Below are 20,543 nucleotides of genomic sequence, written 5' to 3' on the forward strand. Positions count from 1 at the left end.
GCCGCGGGCGAGGATGGGCGCGTCAATGCAGGGTGCGTGGTGTCGGATTCCTGTCGGGCAGCAGCGAGGTCAGTCGTCCGCCGATGTCACTGACGTACTGGAACCGGGGCGGGGTGAAGGTCCGCCCGCTGGGTGAGTGTCCGGTCGGGCCGATGGGGATTTGCGCCGCCCATATCCCATGATCGGTCTCCAGCGTGAACGAGACGATATCCACCCGATGAGGCGAGTCGCCGATCGAACCATACTCGGCGATGATCTCCGCGTAGCGCGGCGCCTGCTCGCTCGGCAACGACCATGCCTCGGTGATGACGAAGATGAAGTCGGCCTCTATCTCGCGCGCGATCTCCCGGATCAGCGCGGCGGAGGCGTCCTTGTCCTTGTCGGTTTCGGTGTGCAGCATGACGGGCAGAATCTCTTCGCGGGTCAGATTGCCGACGAAGGCGAAGGGGACGAGTGACTCGCCCTGCTCCATGATCCGGCGGGCCTGATCGATCAGCGGGCTGATGATCTCCAGATAGGTGCTGGGAATAGGGTTCATCCAGTCTGGCTCCGTTTGGTGGAGAATGTCCGGAGCCTCGCGGCCCGGGGCCTCTGTTGGTTCTTGACTCAGGCGCGTCGGGTCTCGGTGAGTTTGAACCCGAGCACGATCAGGGCGAGCAGCAGGGTCAGGCTGTTGGCGAGAATGATCGGCCAGGCCGCCAGAAGGATTCCGTAGAGGCCCCAGAGGGCGACTCCGCAACAGAACAGCAGGTACATTCCGAGCGAAATGGCCCGGGTGTCGCGTGTGCGCACTGTGTGGACCACCTGCGGCACGAAGGCCGCGGTGGTCAGGATGGCCGCGGCATAGCCAAGCAGATCGGGAAGCGACATGGGGGATGTCCAGGGATGGAGTTTCCCTATTCTCGCAGATCCGATGGACGCCGTGACTGGAAGAGGGAACCCGGTTGACTTCGCGCAGCGATCCCTTGGCGCGTCTGGCGTTCATCCATGCTCGCGAACTGGGAAAGGCTTCACGGCTTCCTGGCCCGAAAACAGCGAACGTATGAAGACGTGCGCATGGCGTCGATGAGGACAGGGACGGGTGGAGACACGAGGCGAAATCACGAAGGCCGTTCGGGCGGCGCTGAGAAGCGAGGTGGGCGGACTGCCTCCCGCGCCGGCGGCGGCTGTCAAGCTATTGAGCCTCACCCGTGACGAGGGCACGGAGGTGGCGGCCATCTCGCGTCTGATCGAAACCGAACCCGCCCTCGCGGTCAAGGTGCTGCAAATCGTCAACTCGGCCTATTACGGCTTTCCCCGACGGATTCAGTCCATCCACCGGGCGGTGACCCTGCTGGGATTGTCCACGGTGCGCCAGGCGGCGCTTCAGATTCTGTTCTACGAGAAGATGATCAGGCGCGGCGGTAAGGGGGCGTTCGACCGGCTGCACTTCTGGCAACACAGCTTGCTGGTGGCGATCCTCGGTCGCGAGATGGCCGAGCGGCTCGGCCATCCGGATCCCGATGCGCTCTACGCGGCGGGCCTGTTGCATGACTTGGGCAAGGTCATCCTGGAATCCCATGGGCGCGTGCGCTACAGCGACTTCCTGACCGCTTCCGCCCATAGTCTGAATTCCATGCGGGAGAACGAACGGATTTACTTCGGCGTCACCCATGACGTGGTTGGCGCGGTGATCTGCGAACGCTGGGAATTGCCCGAGTTGGTGTGTCGGGTGCAATCGCTCCACCATCGGGATCTGATCGATGTCGGGCTCACGACCCAGCAGGCGCAAGAGGTCGCCATCGTGGCCCTGGCCGATTTCATCGCCTGGACGCAGGGGATCGGGTCGGTGGACCGGTTCAATCGCCCCGATCTCTCGCCGGATGTCCTCAAGCTGATCGCGCTCGATCAAATCGATCTGTCCGATATCCTGGAGCGCGCCGACGCGGAGATCACCGAGATCGGAACCTTCTACGGGCTCGCCTTTCCTCCCTCGCCCCAGTTGAGGGCCAATCTGGTGGCGACCGCGCTCTCGCTCTGCCAGGGGGCATCGGGGGACGCGGCGCCGCCGATGTCCGGTCAGCGCGCCAGCCATGTGGCCCCCCATCGGAGCCTGGATCCCGATGATTTCATCCCGCTGACCCTGGAGGCGCTGCACCGCGATTTCGGCATCGAGCGTCTGCTGATGATGCGGATCGATTCCAAACGTCGCAGCCTGGTGGCGACCCATGTCTATCCGGTCATACCGGGCTTCGCGACGGGCGCGCCCCTGGAGTTGACGATCAACGCGCTCTCGGGTGAGTTGGTCCGCTGTCTGCGCGAGCGCCGGCCGGTGCTGATCCGGGAGCCGGCCGGCAATGGACGGGTGCTCGCGATCCTGGGGGTCGCGGAGGCGGCCGCGGTTCCGGTGATGTGCAATGGGCGTTTGATGGGCGTGCTCTGGGTCGGCGGTCGTCGGAACGGTGGCCAGTTCGACCTGGCCCCGCTGCCCGAGGTGATGAGCGTCGCCGGCGAACTGGGTATCGCGCTGGAGCGCAGTCTGGCATTCGCGCGCGAACGGGCACGGGCGGAGATCGACGCCCTGACCCAGCTCAACAACCGGGGCGCGGTCGATCGCTTCCTGACGCAGTCGTTCCAGCAAGTCAGTCAATTCGGCCGGCGCTTCGCCGTGGGCCTGATCGATATCGATCACTTCAAACGCTTCAACGATACCTTTGGCCATCAGGCGGGAGACGATGTGCTGCGTATCGTGGCCGATACCATGCGCGGGCTGACCCGCCCGAGCGATTTTCTGGGTCGCTATGGTGGCGAGGAGTTCCTCTTCGTCCTGGTGGATGCTCGGCGGCGTGGCGCGCTCGCCTTCGCCGAGCGGATACGGCGGGAAATCGAGAGCCGTGGCCTGGTCCTCGCGGAACGTTTTCCGGGACAGGCGTTGACCGTGAGTCTCGGGGTGGCCATGTGGGAGGATCCGAATCAGGGATCCGACGAGGTCGTGGCGGCGGCCGATGCAGCGCTCTACCGCGCCAAGGGGACCGGACGCAATCGCGTGGTGTCCGCCTGGTCCGAGCATGAACCCGAAACCGATGGGATCCGGGTGGACACTTGAGGGGCGCGCCGTGAGGAGCGATCAGGCGGGGTCGTCGATTTCGACCTTGGCGGCATCCTCCGTGAACTGAATGCCGATCTCGCAGGAACCCAGTGAGGGACCGGACTCGGCCCAGACCACCGAGGCGGCGCGGGAGGTGATCCGCGTCCAGCCGTTCTCCTTGCACTCGATGGTCATGAGTACCCGTGTGTTGACGGGGTAGGGCTGGTCCGCGCTGAGTCTGGCGCCGCTGGCGCTGATGTCGCGCGAATGGCAAAAATGGCTGCCGCCATCGGCGTTGGAAGGAGCCGAGTCAATGGCTTGAAGCTGAACCTCGCAGACCATGGACTCGCGATGATGGCGACGCCGATTGATGGCGTGAAGCGACTGGTTTGACGGCATCGAATCTCATCCAGGTTTTAGCCAAGCGGCTCATGGATCCGGGCATTGGATGGTTCCGATTTCCACGCGGATCGATACTTGACCCTCGGACCCGCCCGGGACACTGGCTGGGAGGCTCTGACCACTTGGGTCGTGATGTTCTTGTCTCCTAATGAATGTAGACCGCGATTGTGTCGATTCAAGTCTAAAGTGATTTCCGGGAAACCCATGGTCCGCCGGGCCATGGACAGGATTTCGCAGGATTGACAGGATTGATAAAGCCCTGTTTTTAATCCTGTAAATCTTGAAGAATCCTGTTAATCCTGTCCAATTCCGGAGCCTTCGCTCGGGCGCGATCCTTTTTCATCACTTTCGATGCCGGCCGTCATGGCCTCAGATCGCCTGGCCGCACCCCGGTCGCTCCCAGTGCGGCCACATAGAAGAGTCCGCCCGCCAGAATCCAAGTGACGAGATTCCAGACGCGCTCGGCGCCGCTGGCCGCGATCCAGTCCGCGGTCGGTCCGGTTCCCCAGGACAGCAGCAGGCCCATGGCGAGGCTCGCGGTCAGTCCCTGGACGAGCCGTCTCCGCCAGCCGCGTGCTGGGCGATAGATCCCTTCCCGTCGCAGGCCGCGCAGCAGAAGCGCGGCGTTGACCGTGGCGGCGATGGTGGTGCCCAGGGCCAGTCCGGCGTGCCCCAGCGGAACCATCAGGACCAGATTGGCGATCAGCCCGACGCTCAGAGCCACCATGGCGATGCGTACCGGCGTACCTATGTCCTGTCGAGCGTAGTAGCCGGGGATCAGGACCTTGATCGCCATGAAGGCGACGACGCCCAGCGAGTAGGCCATGAGACCGCGCGCGGCCATGGCGACGTCCTCCCCGCCAAACTCGGCCGAGTGGAAGAGCGTGGCCATCAGTGGTCCGGACAGGGCGAGGAGCCCGATCGCGGATGGCAGGCCGAGCAGCAGGACGAGACGCAAGGCCCAGTCCAGGGTCGCGGAGAAGGCCGCTGGATCCCGCGCGGCGTGACGCTGCGACAGACGCGGCATGATGGCCGTGCCCAGGGCCACGGCCAGGATACCGAGCGGGAACTCCATCAGCCGGTCGGCGTAATAGAGCCAGGAGATGCTGCCGGTCGTCAGGAAGGAGGCCAGCAGGGTATTCAGGAGCAGGCTGATCTGGCCTGCGGACCCTCCCAGGATGGCGGGTCCGATCTGTCTGAAGACACGTTTCACCCCCGGATCGCGAGGGTTGAGGCGCGGGCGGGGCAGGAGTCCAAGTCGCTTGAGGAAGGGGAGCAGAAAGGCCAACTGGACCAGGCCGGCGATTAGCACGCCCCAGGCTAGCGCCAGGATCGGTTGTTCCAGGTTCGGTGCCAGCCAAAGCGCGCAGCCGATCAGGATGAGATTGAGCAGAACCGGCGTGAAGGCCGGGACGCCGAAGTGTTCGTAGGTGTTGAGGATACTGCCCGCGAAGGCGGCGAGCGTGATGAACAGCAGATAGGGCAGGGTCAGTCGCAGCATGGCCACGGCCAGGTCGAACTGACTGGCGTCGGCGCCGAAGCCGGGCGCGAAGGCCAGGATCAGGATTGGGGCGCACAGGATGCCGAGCGCGGTGAGCAGCAGCAGGGCGGCGCCGAGCGTGCCGGCCATGTCGTCGACGAAGCGCTTGAGGACCGCGAGACCGGGTTGCTCCCGGTATTCGTGCAGAATGGGCACCAGCGCCGCCGAGAAGGCGCCCTCGGCGAAGAGCCGGCGCGCGAAATTGGGGATCTTGAAGGCGACGAAGAAGGCATCGGTCGCGGCGTCGGCCCCGAACACCCTGGCCACGACCAGATCCCGTATGAACCCAAGAACCCGCGACAGAAAGCTGCCGCTACCCACTTTGGCCATCGAGGCGAGCAGCGAAGCCACGGGCGTGTTTCTCCTGGCGCAAAGGGGAGGGATTATAGGGGCGGCCGGGACTCGGGCGAAGCGCGAACTGATTTAGGAAATTGACAATCTCGGCCAAATCCGAAATACTGCGCGATCTAAATTTTTGACCGTGATTTCAGAGCCGGATTTTCAGGAGACACACTTGGCTAACTCACCACAAGCACGCAAGCGCGCCCGTCAAGCGGAAGTCCGCCGTCAGAGAAACACGGCGCAGCGCAGCACCTTGCGTACCTTCATCAAAAAGGTGATCAAGGCAATCCGTGCCGAAGACAAGGAAGCGGCTGTTCAAGCCTATAAAGATGCCGTGCCGCGTATCGATCGCGCCGCTCGCAAGGGATTGATCCATGCCAATAAGGCCGCTCGCCACAAGAGCCGCCTGAACGCGCACATCAAGGCCATGGCCTGACGGCCTCGGTCGCATCGGCAAGAAAAACCGGCGTTAAGCCGGTTTTTTTTGGCTATTTGCAATCTGAGGTTGGAAAGTCCTACCTACCTTCCTAGTTAAGACCGCCGGCTTCGGCAATCTCGATCAAGGTTGGAATATGAGGTCCGTACTCAACCGTTTCGGAGGCGCCCTTGGTTGGAAATGGGGTTTCGGACGGGGCTGCTAGGCGCGCTCCACTACCCACCTTGCGCGCATGTTTGGCATACAGGGTTTTGGCCCGGATGATCTCGTAGCTGTACCCGCGCCCCATTCTGTTCGAAAGCTTAATCAGGCCGTTCAGGCACTCTGTATAGGCACTGGTGATCTGGGCGGGCGAGTCCCAATAGGCAAAGATACTGTCGTAGTGGTTATGCACGGTCTTGGCGAGGCCACGGAATTTCTCAAGCTCATTCTCTGGCAGCGTGTTCTCCCATGCCTCAAAGGCACGCATTGCGGACGCTTTGTCCGGCTCGTCGTAAATCTGGAAGAAGGCTTCTTTGAAATCGTAAGCTTGGGCCAGTTCTGGAATCTTCTCGCGAACCTCTACCAGCGCTATCTGCTCGGCGGCGGTGAGGTTGCTTGGCCGCTTCAGCGTTAGCCAGCGAATCGACTTCTTCACATGGATACGCTCCTCCTTGGCCAGCGTCGACTGATACTTCTTCCGCTCTTCCTCAAAGGCTTCGGAGACCATTTTCACGACATGGAACTTGTCGATGACCAGCTTGGCATTCGGCAGGTATTGGCTGAATGATTGTTTGAACGGTCTCCACATATCCGTGCAAACCCACTCAACTCGTTCCCTGTCCCGCAAATTCTTGAAGAACGGTTTCAGATGATCCTGGGTGCGAAACTCCAGCATCTGAAAGACGTTGTTCGTGGCCAGGTTCGTGATGACGCAACGATAGTCACCCGCCAGACTCACTTCATCGATGCCCATTATGACCGGCGTCTCGTAATGAACGGTGTGTTCCAGCTCTTCAATCAGGTCATGGGCAATGTTCTTGATCGTATTGACCGCCAGGCCAGTCTGCTCCGCGAGGGCATGGAAGGTCATGCCAAGGCAGCGTTGGCGGATCGTGTCCACTAGCCGCTTGGTGGCCCGGCGCTTCTCATCCAGAAAAACCAGTTCGGGTGTGACGGTTTTGCCGCACGTATCGCACCGATAGCGTGGGCGGGTGATTTCCAGCCGAACTGGCTGCATCTGCATGGGTGTGTCGGCAAAAACATTCGACCGTCGCCCATGCCGATACAGTGGCTTTGCGCAATCCGGGCAGTGAGGCAATTCAGCCTCCACCACGTCGGCAAGGATGGTGATGACGCGATTGCCTGTGCGTAAGTCGACCGGCTTCACGCCGGGCAGGTTCAGCAGATCAAACACCCAAGTCGTCCAGGTCAATGTTCTGCTGGTCGCGGATCAGTTCATAGATCACATCGGTCAGCGCTGCCATCGCCTGGCGATCCGACTTCAGAACCAGGGTGGCGAGTTGCTGGTGCGAGGTCAGTGCACGAACAACGCCCTGTTGCACCGCACCGGGCAGATTGCCCTTCAGCGCTTGCTCTCGCGTATTGTTTTCGACTTGGGCCATGACAACATCGTTCTCGCGGGTAATCGCGACGATGTGGTTGACGAAGGTCGCCTGGTCGCGCAATGGCGTGGCATCGCCAAACAGGTGGTTGAGTCTCGCGATGATCTCGTGAAGGAAATGCGGGCTGTCGCCCGCGGAACCGCCGCCGCCCGACCCGACCGGCTTCAAGACCGGCGTATCGTCATCGCTAGACGGATCGTCTTCTTTTCGCTTGATGTCGAATCCCGTGAGCACCAAGCCCTTCAGGTCGACGTTCTCCGGCGTTTCGCCGTTGAGACGTTTCTGGAGCAGCTTGGCAAAGGCCGCGAAGTTCTCCAACTCCGGGTCGCCGAAGTCGATCAACTGGGCCACATAGGCATAGGTACGGCAGAAGCGCCCGAGCCCGGTCTTGAAGGCTGTCGACGTCTTGATCTGGTCGGCGTGTTCTTTGCGATGATGATCCGCCGATTTCATGCCCGCTTCGTCGCCCAGGCTGTGCGCCTTATTGAAGGTGGCTTCCCAGGTGACAATCGCTTCGCGCAGCATCTTCAGTCGCTGGTTAAACAGTCGTGTCGGCCTTTCCGTGGCGGCATACAACGCCTTGTGCCGCGGCTCATGGGCATGAGTAATGTCGCGGATCGTCTTGAAGCGCGCTTCCTTGAAGCGGTCTAGGTCATCGGCTTCGTACAGCCCTTGAGCGTCAAGCTGTTCCTTGATCTCATAGACCACATTGAAGTCTTGCACGTCTGCGATCCGTGCCCCGTCGTCATACATGGCGAACGCACGCCGAACATTGGCCGGATCATTCACGAAGTCGATAATGAAGACATCATCCTTGCCCGGAGCCATCCGGTTGAGGCGGGAGAAGGTCTGGACGATTTCCACGTCGTTGGCAATCTTCTTGTCGACATACATGGCCATCAGTTTCGGCTGATCGAATCCAGTTTGAAACTTGTCGGCCACCAGCATCACCCGGTATTCCGGGCGATCAAAGGCATATCGCAAATCCTGTCCGGCAATGTCCGGATTCATGTTTTCCTCAGTGAATTCCTCGCTCTCGTCGATGCGGAATGTCTCGTCAGCCAATCGCTCGTCATTCGGGTGCATCACCTGCTTGCCCGTCATTTTTCCGGAGAAGGCGATCAGGGAGCGAATGCCGGCATATTCGGAGTGCTTGGCAATGTAGGCATCAAAGCCCTTCTTGTAGCGGATCGCGGCCGCCCGCGAACTGGTGACGACCATGGCCTTGCCCTTGCCATCGAGCCGATGGGCAACGTTCTTGCTGAAGTGCTCGATGATGAACCGCACCTTCTGGGTGACATTGGTCGGGTGCAAGGACATCCACTGCGCCAACGCCCGTTTGGCCGCCTTGCCGCTCACCCGCTTGGTGTCCTCGATCTGCTTGGCGAGGTTGAACGCCGTTTGGTAGGGCACGTAGCCCCGCAGCACATCCAGGATGAACCCCTCTTCAATCGCCTGCCGCATGGGGTAGCGATGGAACGCTTGGGGCAGATTATCCTTCGAGGGCGGTTGTGTCGGGTCGGTCGGTCGGCCAAAGAGCATGAGGGTCGAGTGCTTCGGCGTACCGGTGAAGGCGAAGTAGCTGATGTTGTCCGGACGCGCCCGCGACTTCTGAACCTGTTCCAGCAGTTCCTCCACCGTCAGCGTGGACATCTTGCCTTTGCCGCTCATGGCCAGCGCCGTCTGGAGCTTGGCGGCCGTCGATCCAGTTTGCGAGTGATGTGCCTCATCAATGATGACGGCAAAATTTCTGCCCTTCAGGGCCTTGTCCGTCACGATGGCTTCCATCGCATAGGGGAAGGTCTGGATGGTGACGACAATGATGGGCGTGCCAGCCAGCAAGGCATCGGCGAGTTGCTGACTCTTCGACGTCGAGGATTTCTGGCGATCAATAGCCGCAATCACGCCGAACTGATGGTCAATCTGCTTCACCGCATCCCGAAGCTGGCCATCCAGGACCATGCGATCCGTCACGATGATGACACTGCTGAAGATAGCCTCGCCGTTGTCCCGCCGCAGCTTGATCAGATCGTGAGCCGTCCAGGAAATGGTGCTGGTCTTGCCTGAACCTGCGCTATGGTCGGCCAGATATGACATGCCGGCGCCATTCGTCTTGGCGTCGGCGATCATTTCATTGACTGCTGACCATTGATGGAAACGCGGGAAGATCAAAGTCTCCTGTTTCGACCAGTTACCCTTCAAATCGACCACGTCCTTCTTTTCGACATACACGAAACTGTGGAAGATGCGCAGCCAGGAGTCAGGCTGGCAGACCTGTTCCCAGAAGTAGGCGACAGGGTATTCCTGGTCCTTGCGCTCGGGGTTGCCTGCATGGCCTGCGTTGCCCTGGTTGAAGGGCAGGAAGAAGGTGTACTCGCCATCGAGCTTGGTAGCCATCTGGATGTCGGAATCCGACATCGCAAAATGCACGACGGCCCCGCGTTTGAAGGTCAGCAGTGGCTCACGGCGCTTGGTCTTGGGGTCATACGGCAGTCGGTCGGTACGGTACTGGTCCATCGCTGCTTCGGCCGACTGGGTGAAGTCGGTCTTCAGTTCCACCGTGGCGACAGGGATACCGTTGATGAACAACACCAGATCAATCGCCAGGTTGCGCGAGGGGTGGTATTGGAGTTGCGGCACCACGCGCAGGCGATTGGCCGCATAGCGCTTCGATACGTCGGCGTTGCGCTGGTCTTCCGGTGCGGCTTCGGAAAGATCGAGATGCCCACACCCAGCAATGGAGAAGCCTTGGCGGAGCACCTGGGCGGTGCCATGCGTGTCCAGCGCCTTGGCCAACCGATCCATCAACCCCTCGCGGGCACGCTCACCGTTGTCCTTGCAGAGCTTCGCCCATTTCTCGGGTTGCGTGGCTTCCAGCCAGGCAATGAGGTCATCCGCGTACAAGGCACGCTCGGTGTCGTAGTGGAGCGTACTGCCAATCGTCCAGCCCTGTGCTTCCAGCCTGGAAACGACATAGGTCTCGAAGTGCCTTTCCTGGTGGGCGGTGTCGCTCATGGCGACTCCCGAAGGTCGATTTGGCCGGTGACGGCGGCGGTGATGAGGGCAGAGCGGCGCTCTTTGAGAAGGTCGATGCTGCGTTGGGTTTTAGCAATTAAGGCAGCTAGCCTTGAGAGATTTGTCTCAAGCATGGAGCGCAGGGAGGCTTGCGCAGCAATGGTTGAAGGAATTGCTAACGGCAGCTTGCCGATTAAGGCTTCGTTTAAGTTTGGCATTGTGCTGCCGACCGACTCTTGGGCTAACCAAGCGCGGGCATAGCTGGATTGGAGAACGCTGTAAATATAATCGGCGGTGATACGTTCTTGGTTTGGTGCTAGCCGAAGGCTTCCTGTCCCGCAAATCCAACCGACTTCATGACTTCTAACGATGGCAGCTCGGCCGAGTTCGCCTCGTCTAGCCGCAACGACATCCCCTTTCCTCAGAGCCCAAAACTGAAGTCTTTTTGCGGTCGCGAGACTTACGGAAACCGTTGGAGCGGGTGCGCAACAACCATGCTCCATGTGTGAAGGGTTAATGACGGGAATTCCGCTCTCAACATAATCATTTGCCCCGAGAGCCGTTCCAAATGGGCCGGTCGATATAGCGGTACAAAAATCGCGCAGTCGACCAACGATCCAATCGCTAGGAATCTCTCCAATCCAGTCCACGCCGGAATCCTTCATCTTGGCCTTGGGATCAAGCCCCTTGGTGACAGCATGGGTAATGAGCGCTTGGCGCTTTTCCTTCAGCAGTTCGATAAAACGGGTCTTCTTCGCGATGAGAGCATCGATGCTGGCGGTTTCGCGGTCGAGGACGGAGACGATTCGCCGCTGCTCGTCGAGTGGTGGGATTGGAAGCCGACGGGCGCTGGCTAATCCGAGGTTCAGGCGATCCCGAGTCGCACCGGTTGCCAGGAGCCCGCACTCGGCGCGCGCAGTTGCAGAAAGGGCAAGTGCCGTAAATGCCGGAATCACAAGCTTTTGGTCCACGCGGAAACGATAGCAATCCGCCTTGACCAAGGCTGGCGCTATGTCGTCAGGCGCAACACAGGCACGTCCCAACGGGTTGTTGTCATCGCCCAGACCAGCGATCAGAACATCTCCCGGCTCGACTCCGTGGCCGCTACCAAGCTCTTCGCGCCAGTGCTCCTCGGAAATATAAGCCGCGTCGTAACCGTTGAATCCTGCCCATCCGATGTTCTGTAATCGGACAACCCGTACGCCATTGGGCTGATAATGTTCCGACTTCAGTCCGCTACCGAATGGACCGTCACACCGTTCTTTGGTCACTTTGCTAAGCTGAGCGATACACCAATGCTCAGGAATGCTTCCGAGCCAGCTTGCTCCTGATGCCTTGTAGGCCGAATAGGGCTTGCCGTGACTCATGCAGCCCCACTCGCCAGAAACAGCCAGCCCCGATCTTGCGCCTGGCGGGACAAGTGTTTCGCCTTGCGTTCAATCTCCCGCTTCTCGAAGGCGGAGAAATCGATGGAGCAATGCTCGGGATAGGGGACACCATCTTCGATGACAGGCAGGGACTGGACCTCACATTCAGCGTGAGTCACTGCCATGACGCCAACCGATGAACAGGCCGGATCACTGACGAAGCGCTCCCATGCCGCCTTGACGTGGATCTGATCTCCGTTATCCACCGACAATCGCTGCTCGTCCTTCGGAGTGGGTCGAAATGCCTGGGAGGTGACACGTCCGGCTTGCACGAAGTTCGGATGAATCTGGCGCAACAACGAGGTTTCAGCGTTCACGCGCCACCCTCCAACAGGCTTCGCAGCGCATCGTTGAGCTTGGTCCATTCGTCTTGCCCCAGCGCCAAATCGAACGTCTGGTCAAGCGCATGGTCGGTACTCAACCGCACCGCCTGATAGTGTGCCGAGCGGTTCTGAAGGTCGATCTCAAGCGACACCTCCCAGTCGCCCAGAGTCCATTCAGCTTGAACCCCACCTTCAGCGGTCGGATAGAGATAGGGAAGTGGCAACTCGGAGTCGAAGTGGTCGTCGAAATCCTGCGCCAAGGCGCTTAGGGCGCCGCGATCAAGGCATTTTCCCTGGCCATCGAGCCAGCCGTCAGGCAGCGCCGCCAATTCCTCCAAACGGGTTTCGACATCCAATGCATCCAGTGGGCTGATGTGCTCAATAGACTCGAACGATTTGGGGCGCTCGGCGCGATCGCGTTTGATGACCCCCTGTACAGCGACGAGCTGTCCGTCGCGGTAGGCCACGCTGGCTTGCAGGACGGTCTCGCGGTGCTGCTCATCCAGCGGCGCTTTCAGCTTGAGCCCGTTTCGCAGCTCAAGCTCGAAACTCAGATCCGCTTGATCGACCTCGGGAATGCGCCCCTTGATAGTGGCCTCCTCGGTCCACTCCTCGGCCTGGGAAGCGCGGAGTAACCGCTCACGAATCGCTGGCGTCAGCGCGGTCGTTTGCCCGCCGGAGCGCGTGAATTCCATGGCTTCACCGTCGCGCAGACCGCGTCCAAAACGGTCGAAGTAGCGCAGCAGATCCGGCGCCAGGGTCGGCGGTTGTCCGTGCTCCACACTGGCGATCGCCTCGATGATCTTGTCTCTGGCCCGTTCGAAGTAATCGGTATCCGACGGGGGAAGCAGCGTCGGAAAAATAAGGGCGATGATGGGGATGGCACTTCCTTCTTCCACCGTGACGAGATGCAACTCGAACCCCTTGGTGAAACCCTTTGGGATGCGGGTGCGATTCGGATTCGCCTGCCGAAACTCACGTTTGGCCACCTCCAGAAGCATCGCTTCCAAGGCCGCGAAGTCCGTCAGAATCTCAAGAGGAAGTGTGTGCTCGTCGAAACGGCGACCCACCAGTCGAGGCTTCAGGAACTCTTGATTCATGTTGTTACCTCTCCCAACAGTTCAGCGATCTCGGCCTCAACCTGCTTCAGATCGGCATCAATGTCGGCCAGCTTGCGCGGCGGTACATATCGATAGAAGAAGCGGTTGAAGTTGATTTCGTAGCCCACCTTGCCAACTTGCTTATCCTTCTCGTCGCGAAACGTCTCATCGATGTAGGCATCGGGCAGGTGCGGCAGCACCTCGCGAGCAACATAGTTCTGGATGCTCTCCGTGAGTGGAATGTTTTCGTAGTCCGTCAGTTCGGCATCAGGGACGAGTTGCCCAGCGGCATCCCGTACCGGCTCGCCATCCGGGTCACGCAGGCCAAAGGCATTGGTCAGTGCCTTGATGAATGGCTTGCCTGTCTTGGTCGCCTTGCCCGCCGCCAGCGCCGTTTGCACCACGTCAGCCGTCAAGGCTTCGGCCCAGCCAACGGGATGCGTCGCGCCAAGGTGATCGAGCAGCGCAGATTCCCAGAGGGCTTGATGCTCTGGCGACAGCTTGTGCCATGCCTTGTCTGCTTTGAGCCTGTCCAGGCCCGCTTCGTCAATGTGCAGGGACATCCGAAGCGGACGCAGCACCTTGATCCGGCGATAGCCGAAGGTACGGTCATCGAGCATCCGGCTGTGTTCGCCGTTCTCGGCCGCGGCGTAGAGGTCGACAATCCGATGGCGTTGGTCATCGCTGATGATCCGGCGCTTGTTACCCTCGTTCTTGATTGACGTCCAAAAGCCGGTCGCGTTGATGAGCTGTACCCGTCTTTTGCGGTGATCGGGCTTCTTGTTCGAGAGAATCCACAGATAGGTGCCAATGCCTGTCCGGAAGAATATTTCCGTGGGGAGCGCGACGATGGCATCGACCAGATCGTTTTCGAGCAGCCAACGGCGAATCTCGGATTCCCCTGACGATGCTCCGCCATTGAACAAGGGCGACCCCGACAACACGATCGCCGCACGGCCACCACCGTTTTCAGGCAACTCCAGTTTGCTCGTCAGGTGCAGCAAGAACAGCATGGAGCCATCGTTGATGCGTGGCAGGCCGGGGCCAAAACGACCGTCGTATTTCTTGTCCTTGTGCTCGGCATTGACCGCCTCCTGATCCTTCTCCCATTTCTTGCCGAAGGGTGGATTGGATAGGCCGTAGTGGAAGCGATCGTTCGCGAACTGATCGTTGGAGAGCGTGCTGCCGAGTCGGATGTTCTTGGACAGATCGCGCCCAGGATCGGATTCCAGTGTGCGCAGCAGCATGCCGGTGAGGCAGACCGCGTGGGTTTCAGGTTCAAGCTCCTGTCCATGAGGAACGAGAACAGGCGGCACCTTGAAGCGATTTCCATAGTCGGCGACGTGGTTCATGGCGTCCGTCAAGAAGCCGCCCGTGCCACAGGTCGGGTCGTACAGCGTCCGAATGAGGCCCGGATTGGATTCAAATAGGGCGTCATCGGGATCAAGCAGCAGTGCCGTGGCCAAGTGCACCACGTCACGCGGTGTCATGAAGTCTTCCGCCCCTTCGTTCACCTCGGCGCCAAAGCGACGAATGAGGTGTTCGTACAGGTTGCTCATGACCCGATCCGACACGACCTCGGGATGAAGATCGATGCCGGCGAAGTTCTTGCAAATCTTGAACAGCACTCCCGCCTTGTCGAGCCGGATGAGGGTATTCGAGAAATCAAACTGCTCGAAGATAACCCGTGCGTTATCGGAGAAGTGGGCGATGTAATCCTGAAGGTTCTGGCGGGTCTTCGTGCTACCCAGATTGTCCAGTGCGTACTCAGACGTGTTGTAGAAAGGATAGCGAGTGCATTGGCGCAGGATCAGATCAACGTCGATTCCTGATTCCTTGAACGCCGCATGTGAGTCGCGGACTTGCCTGCGGGTCGGTTCCAGAACGCACTCGAGACGGCGCAGCAGCGTGAACGGCAAAATAATCTTGCCAAAGTCGGTGTGCTTGAAATCACCCCAAAGGTCTTCGGCGTTTCTCCAGATGAAATCCGCCAGCGATGCGCCCGAGCCTGCCTGTTCCGCCATGTTGGTCTCCAACCATATTTTGCACAAAGCAGGCTAACAGACCAATCGCATAAATCAACCGTGTTTTGCACAAAACGGAGGATTTTAACTTTGGTTAGGATTGGGTCGAACCAACCATGGAATGCGTTAAGCCGGTTTTTTTATGCCTGAAATTCGAGCCGCCGTCAGACGATTCGTGTTCCCTGATGTCTGCCGACGGAAGACCTGTCGAGCGGCCGCGCCAGTGATTCCTAGCGAGCCGTCGCGCGCTCGCTCGTCGTGCTGGATCGGTAGGCGAGAACGAGCAGCAGCAGACCGGCCAGAATCATGGGCAGCGACAGCAGTTGCCCCATGGTGAGCCAGTCGAAGGCGAGATAGCCGAGATGCGCGTCCGGCTCGCGCACCAGTTCGACCAGGAACCGGAAGATTCCGTAACCGAACAGGAAAAGCCCCGACACGGCCATCATGGGGCGTGGCTTGCGCGAGAAGAACCAGAGGATGAGGAAGAGCGCCAGCCCCTCGAGCGCGGCCTCGTAGAGCTGCGAGGCGTGGACCGGCGGGCTCCAGAGTGATTCGGCGGGCTGGTCGAGACACTGGCGCGGAAAGCGGTCGCATGGGAGCTGAATGCCCCAGGGCATCTGGGTGCGATGTCCCCAGAGTTCGCCGTTGATGAAGTTGCCGATACGCCCGGCGAGCAGCCCGGTCGGTACCAGCGGAGCCAGAAAGTCGGCGACCTGGAAGAAACGCCGGCCGTACCGGCGGGCGAACAGCAGGATGGCCACCAGGACGCCGATCAATCCGCCGTGGAACGACATCCCACCTTCCCAGACCTTGAGTAGATTCAAGGGATTGTCAAGGATCTGGTCGAAGCCGTAGAACAGCATGTAGCCAAGGCGCCCGCCCGCGATGGTGCCGATGACGCAATAGAAGACGAGGTCGTCGACCATTTCGCCGGTCCAGTCGGAACCGGGCCGACGCGCGCGCCAACGGCCCAGCACCCAGGCGAGGGCGAAGCCGATCAGATACATGAGTCCATACCAATGGACCTTGAGTGGTCCGAGGGCGAGGGCGACGGGGTCGATGTCGGGGTAGGTCAGCATGGTCGCGGATGGTATCACGGCGGGGTGAGGGGTTCGAAGGAGCGCGCCAGTCCGGCGAAATCGAGTCTGGATGACTTGGCGTGGAAGCGTCCGTCGAACGGTCCCGCCCAGTTCCATCCGGGCGGCAATGGATTCGTCAGTTTCGAGCCGGGACGCAGGCGATCCGGCGATCCCTGGTCGTGCCGGAAATTGGATACGCCCGTGTAGCCGAAGAGGCCGTAGAAGCCCTCCGCCCCATAGGGTCCGGATCGATGGAGCCTGGATCGCCCCGGCGTCTGGCCCGGCGGGATGTCGGGTCTGAATTTCCATGGCTCGTCGAAGGCTTCGAAGAGGTGGATCTGAACGCCCGTGCGAACCGACCAGGCGACGGCGTCACGGACGAAGGCGCTTGCCAGGCGTTCGTTGAAGTAACGCTGAAAGACATCGATCCCCCCCTGGGCGATGCCGGGGCCATTCGCTTCCAGGGCGTCGGCGACCTCGGCGAACGCGGAATTGGGACTCGGCTGGGCATCGCCCTCGACATAGCCGGGTAGATTGAAGGCGATACCGTTGGTCGGGTGGCCGATCTCGCCAATCATCAGCTCGATCCTTTTGTTTCCGGCGAGGCCGCCGATCACTTGCCGAAAGCGGCGCCACTGGATGTCCAGCTCACCGGTTTCCGGCTTGAGGAAGACATTCCAGTCACCGCGTTGACGCGCGGATTCGACGGCCTCCGGACTGGGGTAGATATTCTCCATCAGGAAATCCGCCTCCGCCACCAGGGCGGCCACGTCCTGGCTGAACCGACGGATCCCTGGGTCGGTCGAGGTCGCGTCGACCGCGCGGAAGCGGTGCCCGCGCGCGCCGACAAGCAGATTCAGACCGGCGAACTCGCCATCCGGACGCATCCGGGCCTTGGCGTAGCGGATCATCGCGGTGATCTGTTCGGTCGAGGTGTTTGCGGCATCCGGCGTGGTCGGCGGCTGGGCGTATTCGTTCGAGAGGACGAGATGGGTGACCGTGCCTGGAAAGCGGCCGTTGGCGACTTGCGCCTGGGCCAGGGCGGAGAGGATGGAGAAGCGCATCCGGTCGTTGATCAGCGTGCCGTCCACGACCAGATTATCCACGCCCAGCTTGATTGTCAGGAGCGGCTGGCCGGCGTGGGCATTGATCTCTGCGGCGGCGAGGGCGATCTGGGCGTTGGCGTCCCCGGCGAAGAATCCGGGGTTGAGGCGGGCCTCGGGATCGGTCTTGCGCGCCGGCTCGAACAGGGTTTGATGGACCGCGACCAGTTTCAGATCGCGGCCGGGCCGGCCGGTCGTTTCGACCTGGATCTGATCCGGGGCCGGTCTGACGTAGGCCGCCGTGGGCGGAAAATAGAAATAGACCTCCTCGATCGCCTGGGTCCGGGTGGGCGTCGATCCATCGCCATGTGCATATACAACCTGAGCATCCGTCCACACCGGCAGGGTCGCGTATGGGTGTCCGTCGACGCTCCGCCAGTAGCCGGCCTGGAAGCCTGTTCCATAGGTCGTCAAGGTCAGTGGCGCGCCGCCGGCCGCTTCCCTGAGATGGTCGAGCTGACGGTAGACCGAGGCCGCGTGATGGATGAGGCTCGCCGGCAGGGCCGTCCGCCCCTCGAAAAATCTGAAATGGGCGTGGCTCCATGGCTCGGGGCCGGCGTCGCGCAGGGCGTCGGGTTGAAACGACAGGGCTCCGCTGGCCTCGACTGTCTCCAGCCGGCCTCCGCGATCGAATCCCAGGCGGATCGTCTGACGGGCCACCAGGAGCGAGCGCGCGGGATGCTCCAGGTCGATCCCACCGACGTAAGTGTTGAAGGCTGGGACATGGAACCGACCGGGGGCATGGGGGTTGTCCGGCGATTGGCTCCACTGGCCCACATAGGGTTGATAGGCGAGCCCCAGGATCGGTGCGCTCGCGGCCTGGTCGCCCAGGCCGGCGAGTCCAACCCAGGCCGCGAGCGCCAGGCGCCGGCGCCTAGCCTTCATGAGCGCGCTCCCGACCTGGCGGCCTTGTTCGGATTGCGCAGCAGCACATAGACCGCGCCCGTGCCGCCGTCGCGGCGGGTCGCCGAGCAGAAGGCGAGCACCTGGTCATAGAGACGCAGCCAGTAGTTGACCTTCTGTTTGAGGACCGGCGGTCTCCCCTCGGACCCAAACCCCTTGCCGTGAATGATGCGCGCGCAGCGCACATGGCGATGGGCGCATTCCGCGAGGAACTCGGCGAGGATCTGGCGGGCGTGCTCGGCATGGAGTCCGTGCAGATCGACCTCCAGTCCGATCGGAAAGGCTCCGCGCTGAAGATCCGCGATCACGCGCCGCTGGACGCCTGGTCGGGAGAACAGGAGGAAGTCCTGAGTCTCGACCTCGGACTCCGACAGGGTGACCGATCCGCCGGTTTCCGGGGGCTCGATGGGTCTGGGGCGCGGAAAGGGCGGAGGTCTGGAACGGAAGGGCTCGGAACCCTCGAATGGCAGCGGCTCGGCATCCTGGACCTGCTCGCGAAACAATTCAAGATCGGCTTCTTGGAGTTGTTTCTTCATGTGCGACCTGAGGCGGTTGGGGGCGCGATCCTGGCGCGAGTATAACAGTCATCAAGGGGCGCGGACGCCGGGATGCCGGACCCCGCCCCCGTGGGGTATGATCCCAGGTCTTGGTGTCCTGGAGCGAGCGAAGTCCGCGAGCAGGCGCCGACCCGAAGGGTTTCCGAATCGGGCGGTTCGCCCGGCCCGGAGCCTCGGTCGCGATGGCCGTCAGACAGCGAGGAAGTGATGAAAATCCTGGTCAGCAACGACGATGGCTATCAATCCCCGGGCTTGATCGCGCTCGCCGAGGCCCTCGGACGCTTGGGCGAAGTGGTGGTCGTCGCCCCCGAGCGCGATCGCAGCGGCGCCAGCAATTCACTGACACTGGACGTGCCGCTGCGAGCCAAGCGCATGGCCAACGGGTTCATTCGGGTCGATGGAACGCCGACCGATTGCGTGCACCTCGCCCTCACGGGTCTGTCCCTGATCGACCCGGACATCGTGGTCGCCGGCATCAATCACGGACCCAACCTCGGCGATGACGTGCTCTATTCGGGAACCGTCGCCGCGGCGACCGAGGGGCGCTTCCTGGGTCTGCCCTCGATCGCGGTGTCCATCGCCGCGCACGAGCCGCGGCATCTGGACGCGGCGGCTCGCGTGGCCGTCCAGTTGGTCGCCAAACTGCGCGAGGATTCGCTGGAGCCCAGCATCATCCTGAACGTGAATGTACCCGACCGGCCCTACGAGGATCTCAGGGGTTTCAAGGCGACGCGCCTGGGTCACCGGCATAAGGCGGAGCCGGTGATCCAGTCCCTGGATCCCCGAGGTCACCCCATTTACTGGGTCGGACCGGCGGGGCCGGAGCAGGATGCCGGACCGGGTACGGATTTCGACGCGATCCGCGAGGGCTTCGTTTCCATCACGCCGCTTCAGGTCGATCTGACCCGACATACCGCGCTGGATTCGCTTGGGTGCTGGCTAGCTACATGCCATTGACGATGGACGGGCTCGACCCAGGGATCGGGATGACCTCCAGGCGCACGCGCGAGCGTCTGGTTCAGCGTCTGATGGAGGCCGGTATCGACTCGCCCGACGTGCTGCGGGTGATGCGTGAATTGCCGCGCCATCTGTTCGTCGATGAAGCCCTGGCGAGCCGGGCCTACGAGGATTCGGCGCTCCCGATCGGCCATGGGCAGACCATTTCCCAGCCCTACACGGTGGCCCGCATGACCCAGGCCCTGCTCGAGTATGCGCGACCGGACACGGTACTGGAGATCGGCACCGGCTCGGGTTTCCAGACCGCCGTCCTGGCCTCCCTGGTCCGCCGTGTCTACAGCGTGGAGCGCGTGCGCGAGCTGTTCGAGCGCGCCCAGCGCCGGCTGAGCTTGATCAAGAAGCGCAATATCCGTTTTCGACATGGCGACGGTGCCTTGGGCTGGCATGAATACGCGCCTTATCAGGGCATCATCGTGACCGCGGCGCCACGTGGCGTACCGCGACTGCTGGCCGAGCAACTCGCGACGGGAGGGGTGATGGTGTTGCCCGTCGGCGAGGGTGCCCGGCACCAACTGGTGCGGGTGGTCCGACTCGAGCATGGCTTCGAGCAAGAGGTTCTGGAGTCGGTGAGTTTCGTGCCGCTGCTGACGGGGGTTTCCTGATC

Annotated in this window: 17 protein-coding genes; 4 read left to right on the forward strand and 13 right to left on the reverse strand. The window is 61.4% G+C overall.

Annotated features, from left to right (window positions below; all coding sequences use genetic code 11):
- Positions 1-22 precede the first annotated feature (22 nt).
- Both CKO27_RS12620 and CKO27_RS12625 read right to left on the reverse strand, forming a co-directional pair.
- The gene (locus CKO27_RS12620; RefSeq protein WP_200375254.1) at positions 23-538 is read right to left on the reverse strand and encodes a hypothetical protein; all 516 of its coding nucleotides are present in this window, start codon (positions 536-538) and stop codon (positions 23-25) included.
- Positions 539-606: 68 nt separating this feature from the next.
- Entirely contained in the window at positions 607-870 is a 264-nt protein-coding gene (locus CKO27_RS12625; protein ID WP_242470893.1) for a SemiSWEET transporter, read from the reverse strand.
- Positions 871-1,081: 211 nt separating this feature from the next.
- Between CKO27_RS12625 and CKO27_RS12630 the strand changes: the two genes are divergently transcribed.
- Positions 1,082-3,085 carry an HDOD domain-containing protein gene (locus tag CKO27_RS12630; protein ID WP_200375255.1) on the forward strand — a complete coding sequence of 668 codons (2,004 nt, stop codon included), beginning with the start codon at positions 1,082-1,084 and terminating at the stop codon, positions 3,083-3,085.
- A gap of 21 nt (positions 3,086-3,106) precedes the next feature.
- Here the strand turns inward: CKO27_RS12630 and CKO27_RS12635 are convergent, their stop codons facing one another.
- Together CKO27_RS12635 and murJ are read right to left on the reverse strand one after the other, a co-directional pair.
- Positions 3,107-3,466 (reverse strand): PilZ domain-containing protein, encoded by a 360-nt coding sequence (locus tag CKO27_RS12635; RefSeq protein ID WP_200375256.1) that lies wholly within the window; start codon positions 3,464-3,466, stop codon positions 3,107-3,109.
- A 364-nt stretch (positions 3,467-3,830) separates the two neighbouring features.
- Positions 3,831-5,360, reverse strand: a complete 1,530-nt coding sequence (gene murJ / locus CKO27_RS12640) for a murein biosynthesis integral membrane protein MurJ (RefSeq protein WP_200375257.1) — start codon at positions 5,358-5,360, stop codon at positions 3,831-3,833.
- Positions 5,361-5,523: 163 nt separating this feature from the next.
- Here murJ and rpsT point away from each other — a divergent pair, with 163 nt between their 5' ends.
- Positions 5,524-5,787 (forward strand): 30S ribosomal protein S20, encoded by a 264-nt coding sequence (gene rpsT / locus CKO27_RS12645; RefSeq protein WP_200375258.1) that lies wholly within the window; start codon positions 5,524-5,526, stop codon positions 5,785-5,787.
- Between the two features lie 91 nt (positions 5,788-5,878).
- Here the strand turns inward: rpsT and CKO27_RS12650 are convergent, their stop codons facing one another.
- The 9 genes from CKO27_RS12650 to CKO27_RS12690 all read right to left on the reverse strand — a co-directional run bounded on the left by CKO27_RS12650 (position 5,879) and on the right by CKO27_RS12690 (position 18,901).
- The gene (locus CKO27_RS12650) at positions 5,879-7,183 is read right to left on the reverse strand and encodes an ISL3 family transposase (protein ID WP_200375259.1); all 1,305 of its coding nucleotides are present in this window, start codon (positions 7,181-7,183) and stop codon (positions 5,879-5,881) included.
- Entirely contained in the window at positions 7,176-10,406 is a 3,231-nt protein-coding gene (locus CKO27_RS12655; RefSeq protein WP_200375260.1) for a type I restriction endonuclease subunit R, read from the reverse strand. Before CKO27_RS12655 ends, CKO27_RS12650 begins: the two co-directional genes overlap by 8 nt.
- The gene (locus tag CKO27_RS12660) at positions 10,403-11,773 is read right to left on the reverse strand and encodes a restriction endonuclease subunit S (RefSeq protein ID WP_200375261.1); all 1,371 of its coding nucleotides are present in this window, start codon (positions 11,771-11,773) and stop codon (positions 10,403-10,405) included. Before CKO27_RS12660 ends, CKO27_RS12655 begins: the two co-directional genes overlap by 4 nt.
- Positions 11,770-12,150 (reverse strand): hypothetical protein, encoded by a 381-nt coding sequence (locus CKO27_RS12665; protein ID WP_200375262.1) that lies wholly within the window; start codon positions 12,148-12,150, stop codon positions 11,770-11,772. The genes CKO27_RS12660 and CKO27_RS12665 overlap by 4 nt, the downstream gene beginning before the upstream one ends.
- Complete coding sequence (locus CKO27_RS12670) at positions 12,147-13,256, reverse strand: hypothetical protein (protein WP_200375263.1); 1,110 nt, start codon at positions 13,254-13,256, stop codon at positions 12,147-12,149. The genes CKO27_RS12665 and CKO27_RS12670 overlap by 4 nt, the downstream gene beginning before the upstream one ends.
- Positions 13,253-15,280 carry a type I restriction-modification system subunit M gene (locus CKO27_RS12675; RefSeq protein WP_200375264.1) on the reverse strand — a complete coding sequence of 676 codons (2,028 nt, stop codon included), beginning with the start codon at positions 15,278-15,280 and terminating at the stop codon, positions 13,253-13,255. The genes CKO27_RS12670 and CKO27_RS12675 overlap by 4 nt, the downstream gene beginning before the upstream one ends.
- Before the next feature lie 230 nt (positions 15,281-15,510).
- Positions 15,511-16,359: a prolipoprotein diacylglyceryl transferase gene (gene lgt / locus CKO27_RS12680; RefSeq protein WP_200375265.1), complete on the reverse strand. Its 849-nt coding sequence runs from the start codon at positions 16,357-16,359 to the stop codon at positions 15,511-15,513.
- A gap of 14 nt (positions 16,360-16,373) precedes the next feature.
- Entirely contained in the window at positions 16,374-18,347 is a 1,974-nt protein-coding gene (locus CKO27_RS12685; protein ID WP_200375266.1) for a glycoside hydrolase family 17 protein, read from the reverse strand.
- Positions 18,344-18,901: a Smr/MutS family protein gene (locus tag CKO27_RS12690; RefSeq protein ID WP_200375267.1), complete on the reverse strand. Its 558-nt coding sequence runs from the start codon at positions 18,899-18,901 to the stop codon at positions 18,344-18,346. The genes CKO27_RS12685 and CKO27_RS12690 overlap by 4 nt, the downstream gene beginning before the upstream one ends.
- A 228-nt stretch (positions 18,902-19,129) precedes the next feature.
- On the opposite strand from CKO27_RS12690, the gene surE reads away from it, so the two are divergent.
- Together surE and CKO27_RS12700 are read left to right on the forward strand one after the other, a co-directional pair.
- Positions 19,130-19,879 (forward strand): 5'/3'-nucleotidase SurE, encoded by a 750-nt coding sequence (gene surE / locus CKO27_RS12695; protein ID WP_200375268.1) that lies wholly within the window; start codon positions 19,130-19,132, stop codon positions 19,877-19,879.
- Positions 19,870-20,541, forward strand: coding sequence for a protein-L-isoaspartate(D-aspartate) O-methyltransferase (locus CKO27_RS12700; RefSeq protein WP_200375298.1), 672 nt, complete (start codon positions 19,870-19,872; stop codon positions 20,539-20,541). Before surE ends, CKO27_RS12700 begins: the two co-directional genes overlap by 10 nt.
- Positions 20,542-20,543: the final 2 nt, after the last annotated feature.

The organism is Thiocystis violacea (assembly GCF_016583575.1).
Taxonomy (GTDB): Bacteria; Pseudomonadota; Gammaproteobacteria; order Chromatiales; family Chromatiaceae; genus Thiocystis; species Thiocystis violacea.